This window comes from Pseudomonas sp. PDM30, from assembly GCF_019218985.1.
GTDB lineage: Bacteria > Pseudomonadota > Gammaproteobacteria > Pseudomonadales > Pseudomonadaceae > Aquipseudomonas > Aquipseudomonas jessenii.
The window spans coordinates 34,515-51,558 of sequence record NZ_JAHUWM010000009.1 but is presented as its reverse complement, the minus strand read 5'-3'; the positions used below and the strand labels follow the sequence as shown (position 1 = coordinate 51,558).

Below are 17,044 nucleotides of genomic sequence, written 5' to 3'. Positions count from 1 at the left end.
ACCGCACATCCCCACGGCCTCGCTTATGCGGGGCTTTTTCGTTTCTGGAGCATCACTCTATGAGTTTTTTTCACGGCGTCACCGTGACCTTGGTGGACACCGGCGCCCGGCATATCGCTACCCCGTCCGCGTCGATCATCGGCCTGTGCAACACCTTCACCGTGGGGCCGCCGGCAACCGCAGCGGCCAACGAATTGCTGCTGATCACCCGCGAAAGCGAAGCGGTGGCCGCCTGGGGTCCGGACGCGGCCATCACCCAGGACTGCAAGGCCATTTTCAAGCGGTCGAAGGCAGTGATTGTCGCTGTCGGTGTGCCGCTGCTGGACGACCCGGCCGAGCAGTTGTCCGCGATCATCGGTGGCGTTTGGGCCGACGGCAGCCGTACTGGCATGCAGGCGTTGCTCAACGGCAAAAGCAAGTTCAACGCCCAGCCACGGTTGTTGGTGACTCCGGGGTACTCGTCGACGCTGGCAGTGGGCACGGAGCTGGTGGCGCTGGGCGACAAGATGCGGGCCATGGCCATCCTCGACGGGCCGAACACCACCGACGAAGCCGCCATTGAGTACGCCGGCAACTTCGGTAGCAAACATGCCTACATGGTCGATCCGGGCGTGCAGTTCTGGGACACCGGAATCAGTGCCACGGTCAACGCGCCGGCGTCGGCCTGGACCGCCGGCCTGTTTGCCTGGACCGATGCCACCTACGGTTTCTGGGCCTCGCCGTCGAACAAGGAGTTTGTCGGCATCACCGGCACCACGCGGCCAATTGAGTTTCTTGATGGTGACCCCTCCTGCCGGGCCAACGTGCTGAACAACGCGAACATCACCACGATCATTCGTGATGACGGCTATCGGCTGTGGGGCAACCGCACACTGTCCAGTGACCCGAAATGGAAGTTCGTCACCCGCGTGCGCACGTTGGATATCGTCATGGACGCCATCCTCTACGCGCACAAGTGGGCCGTCGACCGCTCGATCACTGCGACCTACGTCAAGGACGTGACCGAAGGCCTACAGGCGTTCATGCGCGACCTGAAGAATCAGGGCGCGATCATCAACTTTGAGGTCTATGCCGACGAAGAGCTGAACACCTCCAGCGAACTCAGCGACGGCAAGGTGTACTGGAACATCCGGTTCACCGATGTGCCGCCGGCCGAAAACCCGAACTTCCGCGTGGAGGTGACCGATCAGTGGATCACTGAAGTGCTGGACACCGCAGCCTAAGGAGGCCGTTTTATGATTCCTGAAGTGCTCTACAACACCAACCTGTTCGTGGACGGCATCAGCCTGCAAGGCGACGTGCCGAGCCTGACCCTGCCCAAGTTGACCCTCAAGACTGACGAATACCGCGCGGGCGGCATGGATGCGGCGGTCGAACTCGACATGGGTATGGAGAAGCTGGAAGCCAGCTTCCTCACCAATGGGGTGCGCCGCGAGGTGCTGAAGTTCTTCGGCCAGTCCGACTTGACCGGGTTCAACGCCTCGTTCCGCGGTGCCTTTAAGGGCCAGAAAGGTGTGGTCAAGTCGGTGGTCGCCACCCTGCGTGGCAGCCTCAAGGAAGTCGACCCGGGGGACTGGAAACCGGGCGAAAAGGGCGAGTTCAAGTACGCCGTTGCGGTGACCTATTACAAGCTAGAGATCGACGGCAGCGTGATGTTTGAAATCGATCCCCTCAACTCGATCCGCGTCATCGATGGTACCGATCAACTGGCCGCTGTGCGGTCCGCCCTGGGCATGTAAGGAGCAACACCATGAGCAACGCGAAAGACAACGTCCTGCCGAAATGGCTGCAACTGGGCAGCGGCATCGCCACCGTAACCCTGTCCCGGCCGAGCGAGGCTAACGGCATTCAGGTCGACAAGCTGACCCTGCGTGAACCGACGGTGCGTGAGATGCGCGCCGCCACCTTGCAGGGCGGTAGCAACGAAGAAGAGCAGGAAATGGTTTTGTTCTGCAGTCTGGCGAGCATCGGCCGCGCGGATCTGGAGGGGCTGCTGATGCGTGATTATCGTCGTCTGCAGACCGCCTATTTTCGTGTGGGAGCAGATGACGGGGTTTAACCCCAAGCTGCAAAAAGCCCTGGCTAAACGCTTGGCCGTCGAGCTGAACTTTTCGGCGGCCGAGATTCAGGGGCTGTCGTTTTCCGAGATGGTCTGGTGGCTCACGGATTGAGCCCATCCCCTTTGCACACAGGTACCCTGCATGGCGAACAAACTCTCGCTCGGGCTGGTGATTGGCGGCGCCGTCGATTCATCCCTGGGCGCCGCCTTCAAGAATGTCAGCGGCGAAATGAAAAAGCTCGAGGCGCAAACCACACGCGCCAAGGGCTTGCAGAAAGTCATCGGCGAGACCATGCGTCTACGCGAGGAATGGAAAAAAGCCCACGACAGCGGCGCGGCCAATGCCGGCGCGCTGCTCAAAAAGCTGGAGGCCAACAACGCCAGTCTGCGTAAGCAGGGTATTGAGGTCGGGCGCTTGCGTCAGGAGTACCTGGCACTGGGCAAGGTGGTGCGCAGTGCCGAGTTCAAGGCCAAAGGGATGGGGCAGGTGGAAGAGGGGCGAGAGAGCCTACGCAGTGGGTTCGGCACGGCGGTGGCCGGTACCACCCTGGCCGCCGTGCCGACCAAGGTCAGCGCGGATTTTCAGGCGATTATTCGTGACATCGCGATCAAGTCCGGTACCGCCAACACCCAGCAGGAAGTGAACACCGCCCGCGACATCGTCCAGACCTCAAAAGACACCGGCATGGCCAACACCCAGGTGGCCGAGTTGGTGAACCAGCTGGTTGGTGGCGGCATGGATCTGACCGAAGCGCTGAAGTATGCGCCGGTGGCGGCCAAGTTTGCGGTCGGGCAGGGCGCGTCGGGTACCGATACGGCGAAGATGATTCTGGCGATGCAGAACAACGCCAAGATCACCGACCCGAAAAAAATGGAACAGGCCCTGGCGTCGGTCGCGTTGCTGGGCCAGCAAGGCAGCTTCGAAGCGGCCGACATGGCCAAGTGGTTTCCGGAACTGTTGGCGCAGATGGCCAGCAGCGGCATCACCGGTCAGGATGCGGTGACCCAGCTGGGCGCCATGCTGCAGGTGCAGATCAAGAGCGCCGGCAGTGCCGATGAGGCGGCGAACAACCTGAAAAACTGGGTCGCGAAAATTGGCTCGGGGGAAACCGTTAAAGGCTATGCCGATGCCGGGATTGACTATCAGGGTTCGATGAACGCGGCCATTGGCAAGGGCCTGTCGACCTTTGAAGCCAGTTTCGAACTGGCGCGTCGGTACGTGGAAAAGACCGATCCGAAAAAGGCCAAGCAGCTGAATCAGGGGCTGACCCAGATCAGCCAAGAGACGGACCCGGCCAAGGCGCAAGCGATGGCCGATGCCTTGGCCGCCACTTTGCGTACCGGAGATTTGTTTGCCGACATGCAGGTCAAGACGGCCCTGATGGCGTACACCCAGAACAAAAAATTCTACGCGGACCTGAAAAAAGGTGCCTCGGATCCCAACGGCCCGCGAAAGGACATTCTCGACAAAAACCTGAATGAACGGCGTGAAACGTCAGCGCAACGCTGGGCCGAAACCGGTCAGGCATTCAACGATTCGTTGCGAGCAATCGGGGATGCCCTGCGCCCGGCGACGGATGCGCTGGCCACCGGTATCAGCGGCGCGGCGCGGGGCTTGACCGCGTTGTCCGAGCAAGCGCCCCAAGTGGTGCTGGGCCTGGCGGCAGTGAGTGCCGGAGCGCTGGTGTTGGGCAAGGCGTTGGCCATGCTCAAGATCGGCCGGGGTCTGGCCAACATCGCGCGCGGTTCGGCCGGCGACCGGTCCAATATCGTGCAGCGGGTGTTCGTGACCAACGCGAATGACGGCGATGACGACAGGCTGGATCACGGCAAAGAAGGGAAGGGCGGAAAGGGCAAAAGCCCTGCAAGTCGGATGTCCCGTGGCATGAAAGTGGGCGGGGCGCTGGCGGTGGTCGGTGCCGGCGTTCAGATGCTGGACACTTACCAGAACGCCACCACCCGTGATGAAAAGGCCGAAGGCTACGGTGGCGCGGTAGGTGGGCTCATGGGGGGCGTACTCGGCGGCGCGGCAGCCGGTGCGGCTTTAGGCTCGATCGTCCCCGTGGTCGGTACCGCCATTGGCGGGATTATCGGCGGCATGCTCGGGGCGTGGGGCGGGGGCGAGATAGGGGCGACCATGGGCAAGGCGTTATTTGGCGGGCCGGACACGCCTGCCAAAGCACCGATCGGCATCGTTCCCATGGCCGCCGGCCAGGGGGTGGGCGCGGTCGTGCGCTCGATGGAAAACGCCCCCGCCGCGCCGGTCACGGCGGCGGCATTAATGTCGAGCACGGCAGCGAAGACTCCCGAGTGGCCGAAGGTCGATCAGCAATTTACCTTCGCCCCGGCCCCGGTTTTTCAGGTGCAGGGTGATGTGAAAGACCCGGCGCAGTTCGTCCAGGAAATGATGCCGTACCTGCGGCGCCAGTTTGACGACTTCGCTCGGGAAGCGCGCGACCGCCAGTTGTTTGATGCGCCCCATGTGGGCTAAGGAAGTGTTATGGCGGATGAAAAGACCTACCTGCAGCACTTGCAGGGCGGGCTCAAGTACATGGTCGATGCCGGTGAAGCCGGGCGCACTGACATCGAGTCGATGACCGGGCCCATGAATGGTGCACTCAATGAAATCAGCGGGGCGGCGGATGCGCTGGAAGGGTTGCCCTTTATTAGCGAAGACCTGAGCGACAAGACCCGGCGTCTGCAGGATGCAATCAACTCGGCGCAGGCCAAGATCGGCAAGGTCGCCAGCTACTACAACCAGACTCAGCGCGCGTTGGCGCAGTTCGATGAACACTTTTCCGCGTTGACTGAGCAGATCGGCCGGTTTGGCGCGGCATTCAACAAGGTCGCCGGCAAGGCCAATGCCGCGTTGGGCAACATCCTGCCCACGGAATGGTTTGCTGGCGACATGACGCCGATCCCGGACGCGGTGAAGCCGTTCCCGCATCTGCTGATCCTCTATCCGCTCAAGGCCAACGAGCGGCCGTATTACTTCAACCTGGACACGGCGGCGTTTGACGAGCTGCGCCGGCAGACTTCGTTTCGCTGGGCGGCGCAGGAACGCCTGACCCGGCGCCCGGCGCAGCAGGCCGTGGGGCAGGGCGAGGAGAAAATCACGATCAAGGGTGCGATCTACCCCAGCTACAAAGGCGGATTGAAGCAACTGGATACGCTGCGCAGCATCGGCGCCAAGTTGCTGCCGCTGAACTTGACCACCGGTTACGGCGAGGTGCTGGGCAACTGGTGCCTGACCAACATCGACGAAGAGCAAAGCGCTTTGCTGCCAGGCGCCATTCCGCGCAAGCAAGGCTTTTCATTGGAGTTTGTCCGTTATGGCGATGACCTGCAGAACGGCTGACGGGGATCTGCTTGATACCCTGTGCCACCACTATTACGGCCACCTGAACCTCTGCGTCGAGGCGGTGCTGGCGGCCAATCAGGGACTGGCCGATGAGCCGCAACCGTTCCGGGCGGGTGTATTGATCACGCTGCCGGATCTGGTGATCGAGCCCGACAGCGTGATTTCACTGTGGGATTGATCCCATTACCCAGCCCGCTCAGCGCGGGCTTTTTCTTGCCTGGAGTACCACGATGCAACCGCTGTTTCGTATCGTCGCCGACGGCGCCGACATCACCACATTGATCAACGATCGGCTGGTGTCGCTGCAACTGGCCGACCGGCCCGGGATGGCCTCCGATTCGTTTGAGTTGCGCATCGACGATCGTGACGGCGCGGTGGCGCTGCCCGTGCGTGGCGCGAGCATCGAAGTCTACCTGGGTTATGCCGGCGCCGACCTGACGCGCATGGGCCGCTACACCGTGGACGAGGTGGCGGTTTCCGGCCCACCGGACACGCTGGTGATCAGCGGCAAGGCCAGCGACATGCGTGGCAGTGGCAAAACCACGCGCAGCGGCAGTTGGGAGGGCGTCAGCCTGGCGCAGATCGTCGGCGACGTGGCCGCGCGCAATGGCTGGCAGCCGTCGTGCCCGGTCGACACCCGGGTGCCGCGCATGGACCAGCTCAATGAATCCGACTTCAACTTCATCACCCGGGTGGCCAAGAAGCACGACTGCACGGCCAAGGTGGCCGACGGAAAGCTGCTGGTCTTGCCGCGACAAGGCGGGCAGAGCGCCAGTGGTCAGGCCTTGGGTGTGATCACCTTGCAACGCAATGACGTGACCCGCTGGCAGTTTCGCTTGAGCGACCGCAGCGCCCACCAGGGCGTCAGCACCCAGTACCAAGACCCGGCGAGCGGCGAGCTGCTGATCTCGCACCTGGACAATCCCAACGTGCCCGAAGGCCTGCCGCCGGTGCATACCGATCGCCACATCTATCCGGACCGCACGGCGGCCGACGAAGCGGCCAAGGCGCGCCTGGCGGCGTTCAATCGTTCGACCGCCTCGGTGCGCCTCGACCTGCCGGGTCGGACTGACCTGTTTGCCGAAGTCATGATCCAGGCGCAAGGCTTCAAGCGCGGCCTCGATGGCGAATACCTTGTGGAGTCGGTGGATCACACCTTCACCCCGTCCGGGTGGACGGTGTCGGTAGAGTGCAATGGCGGCAAGGAGGGCAAGGCCAAGGCCTCCGGCAAGCCGCAGAAAGTCGTGCTTGAAGTGGCCGATTGATCGCCCGGGCGCATGAGTCGTCCCGAGTCAAAGGTTTCAAAAATTAAAGTAAAAGGAGCGGCCAGTCTGGATGCGTCAACATCCAGCCTGGCCACCGTCCCCGCAGATTGTCCCTGCAAGTCCCGCCAAGGCTCCTGCTCTGTGCACAAAGCAGCGCCAGCCTAGCACCTGTTTATTTATACAGTAAAGGTCTTGCTATCCATGTCTACCCCTATCATCCCTTGGATGGGCGGCAAACGCCGCCTGGCCGATCGCCTTATTCCGCTATTTCCACCTCACGAATGCTACGTCGAAGTCTTTGCCGGCGGCGCCGCGTTGTATTTTATGCGGCCCCAGGCGGCACCCGTTGAAGTGCTCAACGACATCAATGGCGACCTGGTGACGCTGTACCGCGTGGTGCAGAACCACCTCGAAGAGTTCGTGCGCCAATTCAAATGGGCGCTCAGCTCGCGGCAGGTGTTCGAGTGGCAGAAAATGACCCGCGTCGAAACCCTTACCGACATCCAGCGTGCCGCCCGATTCTTTTACCTGCAACACCATGCCTTCGCTGGCAAGGTCTCCGGGCAGACGTTCGGCACCGCCACCACCACCCCGTCAATCAACCTGATGCGAATCGAGGAAAACCTCTCAGCCGCGTGGCAGCGTCTGTCGGGTACCTACGTTGAAAACCTGCCCTGGCTTGAATGCGCTGAACGCTACGACCGAGCCCATACCTTTCACTACATGGATCCTCCGTACTGGCAGACCGCAGGGTACGGTGTGGACTTTCCGTTTGAGAACTACGAGCGAATGGCTGACTTCATGCGCCGTTGCAAAGGCAAGGTAATGGTCAGCATCAACGACCACCCGGACATTCGCCGGGTCTTTGAAGGCTTTCACTTCGAGACGCTGGATATCCGCTACACCACGACCAATCAACGCCAGGGCAAGGCCGAAGTCAGCGGTGAACTGGTGATCATGAACTGGGAACCAGCAGCACTTGGAGGACTGTTTTAAGGTGACTGATTTCAATCACATAGCTGCCCGTCAGCAACGGCAGAGTTCGGCCAGAAACGGACGGTGGATCGTCATCTGTGTCGTGTTAATCCATAGGCTATGTTGCGTTTACCGCGATCACCTCTAAGCTAAGCAAAGATTTATAGGGCAACAAGGAGCGTTATATGACATGCCCCCGCGACAGAAAACGCAGCGTGCTATGTCGCTTAATAAATAGTTGTGCATTCTTTCTAGTCTCAGGGGAATACTATGATAAATGAAGATTTTAAATTAATTTTTCAAAAAATTGACTCTTATGATTTTTTTAAGGTCACTACTAAGTATCAGTCTGCTCACAAAGCGTCATCAGAGCAGGTCAGTCAAGTATTGTGTGAGCTAAAAAAGTGGCTCGCACTTTGCGCAGCCAATCCAGGGAAGAAATATCATATTGGCTCTCATGTTGATGATATGTGGCATGTATTCATTCTCTTTACAAAAGACTATTCCGATTTCTGCGACAAGTGCATAGGTTTTTTCTTGCATCACGAACCAAATATTAGCGAAGAAACAACACCAATAAACGAAAATAATGACGAGTTGTTCAGTGATTACGAGAAGCATTTTCTGAAAAAACCACCGACCACCATATGGCCTCGGTATCACGCAATGCCAGGCGAAGGTGGAAATCCTCGTCCTTGTCACTGCATTTACATGCCACGCTGAAGCTCGCCCATGCCTAACAAGTCGTTCAAGGAGCGACGCACAATCGCTCCGCGGTTGCGTCGCGGCCTTAACGCCAACGTTTGGCCGCTCCAGACAAACGTTCATCGGCTAAAAGTGTTCATTATCGTACAGGGTCGCTTCGCACCAAAAGCGGAGAATATTCAAAGTGTTATGAGTGTCTACATAGTCGAATGTGCGGAATGCGAGGGCGCATCTGCGGAGTCGGGCAGCCTCACTTAAAACCTAGCCATATCTCCTAGTGGCGGCGGAGCCCCTGCTGAAAAGATGAAAAATATGACCACTAAAAAATATCATGAAAAAATAACAAAGATTAGGCGTAAGCTGAGCGTGTATCGGCCCGACTCATTTCTAAAACATGTAATTGACCACCTTCACTGGTCACAAATACAGGACGTTCCAGCCAGTGGAATGCCATGGATTAGTCTTTTCCTACTTAAGCTAGCCATGCAAGAAAGTAACGAGGCTGGGCGGGATATGGCCAAAGCGGAGTTCGGCATCCTGGCTAACAAGTTATACCGTGTACAGCATTTAGCGTGTCCTATCGAACATGGAAATCTTCAATTGATGTTGCGTCCAATGATCCTGCAACAAGCATGGTATCAGGGCGAAGTTGTTTCAGATGTTAAGACTATGACGCGCCAAATGATCTGGTATTCCGCCGAAGATAGCCCATATGCTGAAAGATTTATTAAAGCATACGGTCTATCACTCAAAGAGTTTTACCTAATTAGCTTATATCTAGATATTCTCGTCGCAGACAAGGCCCACGGAATCGTTGGCATTAATTTATACCAGTTGATATTTAATCTAACACCATCCATTCCACTAAATCAAATTATTCGTTATTTTTTATTAGTTGCCGTGCGAAGCCAGGATCTACCCGCATTTTTCAATGCGTACAGGGTAAAAGGCGAAGATAAACTACATCAGCAAAGCGAATATTTTCAAACAACTCCACTTAGAAATAAGCCCGTATTACTGGATGGCGAAAATCTTCTTATCTATAATGCAAAGCTATTCTCTCGCGGGGTTAGCACGTTAATTCCTGATCTTTTAAAAAAAATTCCCGACTGGAATTTCAAGGACGATTTTGGCCCGGCCATGGAAAAATATATTGGGTCGCTGCTCGCTGCCTCTTCGATAGAACATTTGTCTGAGGATGATTTAAAAGAGTGTTGTCGAAAGAGCAATGTACCAAGAGGGAAAATGGCTGATTATTTGATTCCGGGCAATGTTAATATTATCCTTGAATCTAAAGCGATTGAGCCTGGCGATATCGTATCTTCTGTTTTCAATCCGAAAATTCTTCGAAGTCATTTACAAAAAAATTTCATCAAAGGTATCGAGCAGTGTCAAGAGAGCATAAAGAGACTTCGTTTGACAAAGGAGTATTCGCACGCCAACTTCGCATGTGTAGTGGTAACTCATGAAGACTTTTGGTTCGCATCAGCGGATGAAATCTCTAAATATGTTGATCCAGAGCTCGAGGCTAGAGTGCAAGAGGCCCATGGCTGTATACCACTCCCTTTTTCCAATATTTTATTCATAACTATTGATGCAGTAGAAAGTATTTTTGAAGCTGTATCGAAAGGCGACATCGACTTAGGAAGTTTCCTTGAGGATTGTATTGAGACTCTTGCGACTCCTGAAGGCAAACGTTTCACAATGAGTCATTTAATTCAGGATAAACTCGCAGGAAAAATGAGCGGCCATTCCATCATCAAACAGAAAGCTGATGAATGGCACGACTACTTCCAATCTGATATGGATGCGAACAGGGTTGCTTGGCAGGGACAACCTGCCGAGCTGATCCGGCAACGCATGGTGGTATTGGAAGTGCTGCACCGCCAGTTCAATCGGCTAGGGTAGGGGGAGGACCATCTGGTAGGGGCATGGCCGCTTCTCCTTTGTCTAAGAAAAGCGTAACAGACAACAAAAAGCCTGCTCGTTGGCAGCCTATCTGCGATTTTGCGCTGATCCATCAGCCGAGGTCGCGTAAACCGGGTAGGGCGGTGCCGATCTTACTTGCGCATTGCATCATGTCGGCCGGATGCATTACTCCACCAGTGCTTGCCATCCTTCTGCATCAGCCAAGGGCTGGAGAATTCGTGAAAGTGGCGAGGCTCGCTTCCTGAGTCGGATTGCAGGCGCTGATTTTCTGCTCGGCGAAAGGCCCGGTGCCAGGTTGCTTTGTCGAAGGCTTCAGAGGTGGCACTGGTGATGGGGAATATCGGGGTCTTGCGGCGGCTTCTGCTCATAGCGGTACCAGGGCAGATGGAGCGCACCATTCGTGTGCTCGCCCTGAACTTTGCAGAGCCGTTCAGATTATCAGCGAAGGACAGATACGAAAAGCTCGGCACATAGGCCGGGCTCTCTGTAGATGGGCCAAATCCCTTTGGCTGAATGCATTGTGCTCGACAGGTGTGACCACCGCGTGACAGGGCAGATACGAAATGCCCGGCGCTGGGCTGGGCTGGGCTGTTGTAGTTGTCAGTGCATTGACTGATTGTGAATGTCCATTTTTTTCTGGATTTCTTCCGCAAGCCTAGGTGCATCGTTTTCCAGATAGATTTCACTTTCCACAGGTATTTTTCTGAGTATGCTGAGTGCTTTATTAAAAGCAGGTTGCAACTCGCTCTCAGTAGGTGGGCTGACTAAGAGATATACTTTGAATTTGTCGGCGGAGTCTTGAATGCTAGATAGTTGCCCAAGCCAGCGATGCGCCTTATCCTTAAAATAGTCACTGTCAGAGAGATCGAAAGATATTGGCTCGATGCAGTGCCAAATACCGTTCTTCCACGAGTGTAGGAACTCGATTTCATCGTCTTTAACTGCTATTTTCTTTGGTTGAAATTCTTCCGTGAGCGAGAAACTCTCAAGAGTCTTCTTAAAGTCTTTCCACATGTCTTGTTCTGTACGTCTATCACGGCCTGCTTTGATGTCATAGTGAGAGACGTAGCGCTCGAACAATAATGTCAACTCAGAATCGAGGTCCATAGACAGGCCGGCAGATATTGGGGCCCATTGCAAAGAGCTATCATCTTTTGGTAGTACTCGATGCAGCAGTGTCTGAAGAGATTTTATATCAGAAAACTGTAGTTCAGTATTTAGAGAATCATTAGCTCTGGAAAATTCGGATTGCACGAATTTCATCATCTTTCGAAAATGTGAGCTATTGAGATTAGGGAATACGGCTGAAACCCGAGCGTAAGTGTTTCTGCATTGCGCCGAAATCCATTTTTCTTTTTCGCAATATATAACAACACCAACGTTTACGAATTCTCCGGTCAGAGTGTCATGTACATATCTCAAAACCGAAAATTCATAATTTTGGAAGTTGATCATGAAAGCACCCTCACAACTTCATTAAAAGCCTCAGTGCTATTGGTTCTGAGGTCTCGTATATAAGAGACTATCTCATTGGCAATAACGTTCCCTTGTCCAGCCATCCACTCATCCGGGAGTGCTGCTATGTATGAATCTAGCCTAGCATCATCGATGTTCTCAAGGCAGGTTTTCATGTTCGCTAAGTCAATGTTCTGCTTTCGAACATGGATCCAAAACACATGCCTGTCGACTGCGCTTAGCGACTCCCCACCGCCGGCTTTCCAAGGGCTTTTCCAGAAAAGAATGGATCCCATCAAAAATGCGAGCTCATGATCAATGATTGAGACAAAATCGCCTTGGGTGAGGCAGTTCGGATTCTGTGGGCCACGATCATAATTGGCGGTAAACGTGTCAAAAACAAAAATCTCTGCTGCTTTTTGAATCATTGGACCTTGGACAGGATGGGCGGGCGATACGATTTGATAGCCTGCCGCAAGCTTTGTTGATCCAAATGCGAATTTTGAGCTCGTAGAAATGAAGGCGCTGTATTCTGGAAATGAGGTACCTGCCGTGAATTGATCAGGTATTTCAACGAGAAGAGGCTCCGGAATATGGAGGCCAAGATCAGCTGCGAAAAATGCGGATAGGGCCTCACGAATCAATGCACCAACACCGCTCTCGCACCCAGAGCTGAATTTCACAATGGCTTCCGAGCGTTCACCAGCAGCATTTGCACAGGTGACAAAACAGGCTCGATTTCTACCGTTACCTGCCGGCTTATCAAACCTGATGGCATAAACTTTCCGAAACATTCCCAATCCTTAGGCGCCGCAGCCCCAGCCGGGCCATTACAGCTAGCTAAATTTCGCGCGATCATACTGAATGAAACGGCATAAAGCCATCAACTCACGTTCGATATGTCCAGCAAGCTTACGACTGATTTGTGGTTCCTCTGTTGCTGTCTACTCAGCCGCCCCTCGCACAATCCTTCCCACCTTCACCTCATCAGCGATTGCAGTCACTCTGGGGCCATCAACACCGCGAGCGTCATTTTGATGAATTCCTCGTTCTTGTCGATGGCTTCTAGGGCGCAACGAACGTTGTCGGCAACATCGGCTGATCCACGCTGCTCGACCCAGTTCGACAGTTCCAGGATGGCGGCCTCCAAGGCAATCTGGTTTTCGTTGATCTTGAACAGCAGGGAAGGGAGCAGGTCTGAGTTTGGCATCGAAAATCCTCGGTTATGAGGTCAGCGTAGCACTGCGTTTCATGAAGGATTTTTAACCGTTGGCAGGACGCCGGGAGAGGGAAAATCAGGAAAGTTTTGTAACGGTTGCCAAATAGTTTTGTAACGACCTCCAGAGGCTGCACCGATTCACAGGCTCCAGAAACGACAAAGCCCTGAAAAATCAGGGCTTTGTCGTATAAAGATGGCGGAGGCGATGGGATTCGAACTCATGGACCTGTTACAGTCGACGGTTTTCAAGACCGTTGCCTTAAACCACTCGGCCACACCTCCGTTTGCGTTGCGGGCGCCATAATACCTGAATGAAACACACTGTCAAACTCTCTGCATAGCTTGTTACAGAGCGTCTGTTATGATCTTTGCGACTGAACGTTTCAAACCAACAGGAGTGTCGCCATGCGCGAACAGGATTACGCAGTTAATAACAGCGTGCAGGCTGAGCAGCTAGAGGTTAGCCGCGTCCTGCGCAACACATACGGCTTGCTCGCCCTGACCCTGGCTTTCAGCGGTGTGACAGCCTACGTTGCCCAGCAGATGCATGTTGGCTACCCGAACATTTTCGTGGTGCTGATCGGCTTCTACGGTCTTTTCTTCCTCACCAACAAACTCCGTGATTCGGCCTGGGGCCTGATGTCGGCATTTGCCCTGACCGGTTTCATGGGTTTCCTGCTTGGCCCGATCCTCAACCGTTACCTGGGTATGCAGGGCGGCGCTGAAGTGGTCAGCTCGGCTTTCGCGATGACGGCGCTGGTGTTCGGCGGTCTGTCGGCGTATGTGCTGATTACCCGCAAGGACATGAGCTTCCTCGGCGGTTTCATCACGGCAGGCTTCTTTGTGCTGCTGGGTGCGACGCTGGCGAGCCTGTTCTTCCAGATCAGCGGCCTGCAACTGGCGATCAGCGCAGGTTTTGTGCTGTTCTCCTCGGTCTGCATTCTGTTCCAGACCAGCGCCATCATTCATGGCGGCGAGCGTAACTACATCATGGCCACCATCAGCCTGTATGTATCGATCTACAACCTGTTCGTCAGCTTGTTGCAGCTGTTCGGCATCATGAGCCGCGATGACTGATCCTCGGCCTTGAACTAAAAAACCCGCTCAGGCGGGTTTTTTATTACCACAAATCCAGGCCTACTCTGTAATGACGATGCTGCCGTCGGCTTGTTGGCGGTAGATGGTGTAGGGCAACAGCAGTGTGTCCATCGCCCCGGACACGACCACGTCGAGCAGCACGATAGCGGGGGCGGGACCATGTACCTGCGCATCCCGGCCGTCTTCGAGGGGCGCGTTCAGGTAGCAGAAGTCGTAGGTCACGCCGCTGTAGATTCGCGGTACCGCGCCGCAGTAACTCTTTTGCTCCTTGAGACTTTTCGAGGCCACTTCGTCACTGCGCACAACCGTCTGAATCGTGCCGCAACCCGCCAACATCATAGCCACCAGTAGTATTGCCTGAGTTTTCATGCCGTCAATCCTTCGCCGGAAACCCTCAATCTACTTCAGTCTGAAACAAATATCACTCACGCCATGGGCGGCAACCGGCGCTTGACCGGGGTTTTCTTGACGATCGCCGTATTGGTTTCAGCGTGGGTGTTGAGTCGGTCGAGCAGGGTGTCCAGTTGTTCCATCGAGCGCACATGCAGGCGCGCGATGAAACAGTCGTCGCCGGTGACCTTGTCGCACTCGGTGAATTCGGGAATGGCCATGATTTGCCTCTCCACTTCCTGCAATTGCCCCGGCAACGGGCGAATACGCACGATGGCCTGGAGTTGATAGCCGAAGCATTTCGGGTCGATTTCAACGGTGTAGCCCTTGAGCACGCCTCGCTCTTCCAGGCGGCGCAGACGCTCGGCAACACTGGGGGAAGACAGGCCGCTGATTTGCGCCAGGGCCTTGAGCGAGCGTCGCGAGTCCTCCATCAGCGCCGTGATCAGCAGCTGGTCGATGTCGTCGGTCATGGCGAAACCCTCTGTTAGGCATTTTTTAAAAAAGGCCTTGATAAAAAAGGCAGATCCCGAGTTTAGCCTGCTTTTTGCTCTGGAGTAGCCCCTGGGTGCATTGGCATACTTTGGCCACAAACACAGGAGTCTGATGATGGACAAAACCCTACGCCGCGGTTCGTTCGAAATGACGGCCGCCATGCTGATCTCCGGCACCATCGGCTGGTTCGTGCTGGTGTCCGGGCAACCGGTGCTGGATGTGGTGTTCTGGCGCTGCCTGTTCGGTGCTGGCACCTTGCTGCTCATTTGCGCGGCTTTCGGCTTTCTGCGCCCCGGCATTCTGACCCGCACCACGTTCCTGCTCGCAGTGCTCAGCGGTGTGGCGATCGTCGGCAACTGGGTGCTGTTGTTCGCGTCCTATTCCCGGGCGTCAATTGCCATCGGCACCGCCGTCTATAACGTCCAGCCGTTCATGCTGGTCGGGCTGGCGGCGTTGTTCCTCAACGAAAAGATCACCGCGCAGAAACTGACCTGGCTGGGTGTTTCGTTTCTCGGGATGCTGGCGATTGTCAGTGCCCATGGCAGCCAGGGCGAAAGCGGCAGCGATTACCTGATGGGCATTGCCTTGGCGTTGGGCGCGGCGTTTCTCTACGCAATTGCCGCGTTGATCATCAAGCGCCTGACTGGAACCCCACCGCATTTGATCGCGCTGATCCAGGTCAGCACAGGCGTGCTGTTGCTCGCGCCCTTCGCGAATCTTTCCGTATTGCCCCAGGCGCCAAGCGCGTGGGCCAGCCTGGTGACGCTGGGTATGGTCCACACCGGCGTGATGTATGTGTTGTTGTACGGCGCGATTCAAAAACTGCCGACGGCGTTGACGGGCGCGCTGTCCTTCATCTACCCGATCGCGGCGATTTTCGTCGACTGGTTTGCCTTCGGTCATCGCCTGGAGCCACTGCAATGGATTGGAGTCGCGGCGATTCTGTTGGCCGCTGCCGGCATGCAACAAGGCTGGACGCTGAAGTTTCGGCGCACGGTGACGCCTTGAGTGCCAACCAGGGGCGTCAGATGTTCCAGCGCGGTGCGCTCTTGGCCAAGCGCTGGCGCATCTCCCCGACGTTGGCGGCCAGTTGTTGGGTCAGCAAACGATACCCGTCCAGCGTGTTGTAGACCGGCGCATCAAGGCTGACAAGCGGCACATCCACGGGGCGATTGAGCCGCTGGGCGGCGCCTGATTTCAACGCCCGGGCCATGCCGATCAATTGCACGCGAATCTGTCGATGCTCGGCTTTCAATGCCGTTTGCATCAGCGACATCGCCTCGAGGTCATTGGCATCCGGTCGGGTATTGCCGAGGATTTCCAGGGTGCTGACGCACATGCGCAGGTTGCGCTGAAGGGCATCGAGTTCGGTCATGGAAATCTTCACTTCCTTGGACACCGAGGGCATCAGTGAGCGAAGTTGCACCATCGCCGCGTTCAGGCGAGTCATGAGCTTGAGGTGTTCGTCGGCGGTGATGGCCTGGCCGTCAATGATGCGCCCGTAGACTTTCGCGCAATCACGCAGCGCATCGGCCAGGTTGTAGCGCCAGGAGTAAACCGCGTACAGCGGCAGGGCAAAGGAAAACGCCAGGGCCAGGGCAATGCCGATCAGGATATCCACCCCGCGCCACAAGCCATCGGTGACCGGATTGTCGCCGTGCCCCGCGACGATGAACACGGTAATCGCCGACAGCAGCGCCGTGTAACCACCCTTGCCGATGGCGTGATACGAGAAAAACCCGCAGACCACCGACATCGCGAAATAGGTCAGCCAGGGCATCCCCAGCCAGGCCTGTTGTGCCACCAACACCAGGCCGACACCGGCGCCGATCAAGGTGCCAATGGCGCGCTCGGCGGCTTTCTTGCCGATGTTGCCGTGGTGCTGCAAGCCGCCTATCACCACCAGCATGGTCACCGACGCCCACTCACCGTGGGGCAGATGGATGCCGGTGGTCAGCAGGATCGTCGCCAGCAACCCGAGCGACACCCGCACCGCATGGATCACCCGGGCATGGCGGTAGCGCCGGTACGGGTCCAGTAATGGACGCAGCAATCGGCGCAACAGCGGTGGCAATCGTTGGGCTCTGGATGTA

The 17,044-nt window shown here is 56.2% G+C and carries 18 protein-coding genes and 1 tRNA gene; 12 read left to right on the top strand and 7 right to left on the bottom strand.

From position 1 onward, the window contains the following. Positions 1-59 precede the first annotated feature (59 nt). The 10 genes from KW840_RS20680 (at position 60) to KW840_RS20635 (ending at position 10,273) form a co-directional block, all read left to right on the top strand. Positions 60-1,223, top strand: coding sequence for a phage tail sheath family protein (locus KW840_RS20680; RefSeq protein ID WP_218497367.1), 1,164 nt, complete (start codon positions 60-62; stop codon positions 1,221-1,223). A 12-nt stretch (positions 1,224-1,235) separates the two neighbouring features. Continuing rightward, positions 1,236-1,739, top strand: a complete 504-nt coding sequence (locus KW840_RS20675; RefSeq protein WP_085725766.1) for a phage major tail tube protein — start codon at positions 1,236-1,238, stop codon at positions 1,737-1,739. An 11-nt stretch (positions 1,740-1,750) separates the two neighbouring features. Next, positions 1,751-2,059 (top strand): phage tail assembly protein, encoded by a 309-nt coding sequence (locus KW840_RS20670; RefSeq protein WP_090455557.1) that lies wholly within the window; start codon positions 1,751-1,753, stop codon positions 2,057-2,059. A gap of 142 nt (positions 2,060-2,201) precedes the next feature. Continuing rightward, a complete protein-coding gene (locus tag KW840_RS20665) occupies positions 2,202-4,550 on the top strand; it encodes a phage tail tape measure protein (RefSeq protein ID WP_218497364.1) in 2,349 nt (782 codons plus the stop codon). A gap of 9 nt (positions 4,551-4,559) precedes the next feature. Then, positions 4,560-5,417, top strand: coding sequence for a phage tail protein (locus tag KW840_RS20660; RefSeq protein WP_218497354.1), 858 nt, complete (start codon positions 4,560-4,562; stop codon positions 5,415-5,417). Beyond that, positions 5,392-5,598 carry a tail protein X gene (locus KW840_RS20655; RefSeq protein ID WP_218497352.1) on the top strand — a complete coding sequence of 69 codons (207 nt, stop codon included), beginning with the start codon at positions 5,392-5,394 and terminating at the stop codon, positions 5,596-5,598. Before KW840_RS20660 ends, KW840_RS20655 begins: the two co-directional genes overlap by 26 nt. 52 nt (positions 5,599-5,650) lie before the next feature. Then, positions 5,651-6,685: a phage late control D family protein gene (locus KW840_RS20650; RefSeq protein ID WP_218497343.1), complete on the top strand. Its 1,035-nt coding sequence runs from the start codon at positions 5,651-5,653 to the stop codon at positions 6,683-6,685. A 201-nt stretch (positions 6,686-6,886) separates the two neighbouring features. After that, positions 6,887-7,681, top strand: coding sequence for a DNA adenine methylase (locus KW840_RS20645; RefSeq protein ID WP_218497341.1), 795 nt, complete (start codon positions 6,887-6,889; stop codon positions 7,679-7,681). A gap of 249 nt (positions 7,682-7,930) precedes the next feature. Beyond that, positions 7,931-8,383, top strand: a complete 453-nt coding sequence (locus KW840_RS20640) for a hypothetical protein (RefSeq protein WP_218497332.1) — start codon at positions 7,931-7,933, stop codon at positions 8,381-8,383. Positions 8,384-8,677: 294 nt separating this feature from the next. Continuing rightward, positions 8,678-10,273, top strand: a complete 1,596-nt coding sequence (locus KW840_RS20635) for a hypothetical protein (protein WP_218497330.1) — start codon at positions 8,678-8,680, stop codon at positions 10,271-10,273. A 621-nt stretch (positions 10,274-10,894) separates the two neighbouring features. Here the strand turns inward: KW840_RS20635 and KW840_RS20630 are convergent. From KW840_RS20630 to KW840_RS20615, 4 genes are all read right to left on the bottom strand, one after another. After that, positions 10,895-11,749, bottom strand: a complete 855-nt coding sequence (locus tag KW840_RS20630) for a DUF3037 domain-containing protein (protein WP_218497328.1) — start codon at positions 11,747-11,749, stop codon at positions 10,895-10,897. Continuing rightward, positions 11,746-12,543 carry a HipA family kinase gene (locus tag KW840_RS20625; RefSeq protein ID WP_218497326.1) on the bottom strand — a complete coding sequence of 266 codons (798 nt, stop codon included), beginning with the start codon at positions 12,541-12,543 and terminating at the stop codon, positions 11,746-11,748. Before KW840_RS20625 ends, KW840_RS20630 begins: the two co-directional genes overlap by 4 nt. 206 nt (positions 12,544-12,749) lie before the next feature. Next, on the bottom strand, positions 12,750-12,959 hold the full coding sequence (locus tag KW840_RS20620; RefSeq protein ID WP_218497324.1) for a hypothetical protein: 210 nt from the start codon (positions 12,957-12,959) through the stop codon (positions 12,750-12,752). A 203-nt stretch (positions 12,960-13,162) separates the two neighbouring features. After that, positions 13,163-13,250, bottom strand: a tRNA-Ser gene (locus KW840_RS20615). A 123-nt stretch (positions 13,251-13,373) separates the two neighbouring features. On the opposite strand from KW840_RS20615, the gene KW840_RS20610 reads away from it, so the two are divergent. Then, positions 13,374-14,045 (top strand): Bax inhibitor-1/YccA family protein, encoded by a 672-nt coding sequence (locus KW840_RS20610; RefSeq protein ID WP_218497321.1) that lies wholly within the window; start codon positions 13,374-13,376, stop codon positions 14,043-14,045. Positions 14,046-14,105: 60 nt separating this feature from the next. Here KW840_RS20610 and KW840_RS20605 read toward each other — a convergent pair whose 3' ends face one another. Both KW840_RS20605 and KW840_RS20600 read right to left on the bottom strand, forming a co-directional pair. Next, positions 14,106-14,435 (bottom strand): YceK/YidQ family lipoprotein, encoded by a 330-nt coding sequence (locus KW840_RS20605; RefSeq protein ID WP_218497319.1) that lies wholly within the window; start codon positions 14,433-14,435, stop codon positions 14,106-14,108. 56 nt (positions 14,436-14,491) lie between these two features. Continuing rightward, the gene (locus KW840_RS20600; RefSeq protein ID WP_046038550.1) at positions 14,492-14,929 is read right to left on the bottom strand and encodes an Lrp/AsnC family transcriptional regulator; all 438 of its coding nucleotides are present in this window, start codon (positions 14,927-14,929) and stop codon (positions 14,492-14,494) included. A 136-nt stretch (positions 14,930-15,065) separates the two neighbouring features. Here KW840_RS20600 and KW840_RS20595 point away from each other — a divergent pair, with 136 nt between their 5' ends. Then, entirely contained in the window at positions 15,066-15,959 is an 894-nt protein-coding gene (locus KW840_RS20595) for a DMT family transporter (RefSeq protein WP_218497317.1), read from the top strand. A 16-nt stretch (positions 15,960-15,975) separates the two neighbouring features. Here the strand turns inward: KW840_RS20595 and KW840_RS20590 are convergent, their stop codons facing one another. Continuing rightward, complete coding sequence (locus KW840_RS20590) at positions 15,976-17,025, bottom strand: FUSC family protein (protein ID WP_256353513.1); 1,050 nt, start codon at positions 17,023-17,025, stop codon at positions 15,976-15,978. Positions 17,026-17,044 lie beyond the last annotated feature (19 nt).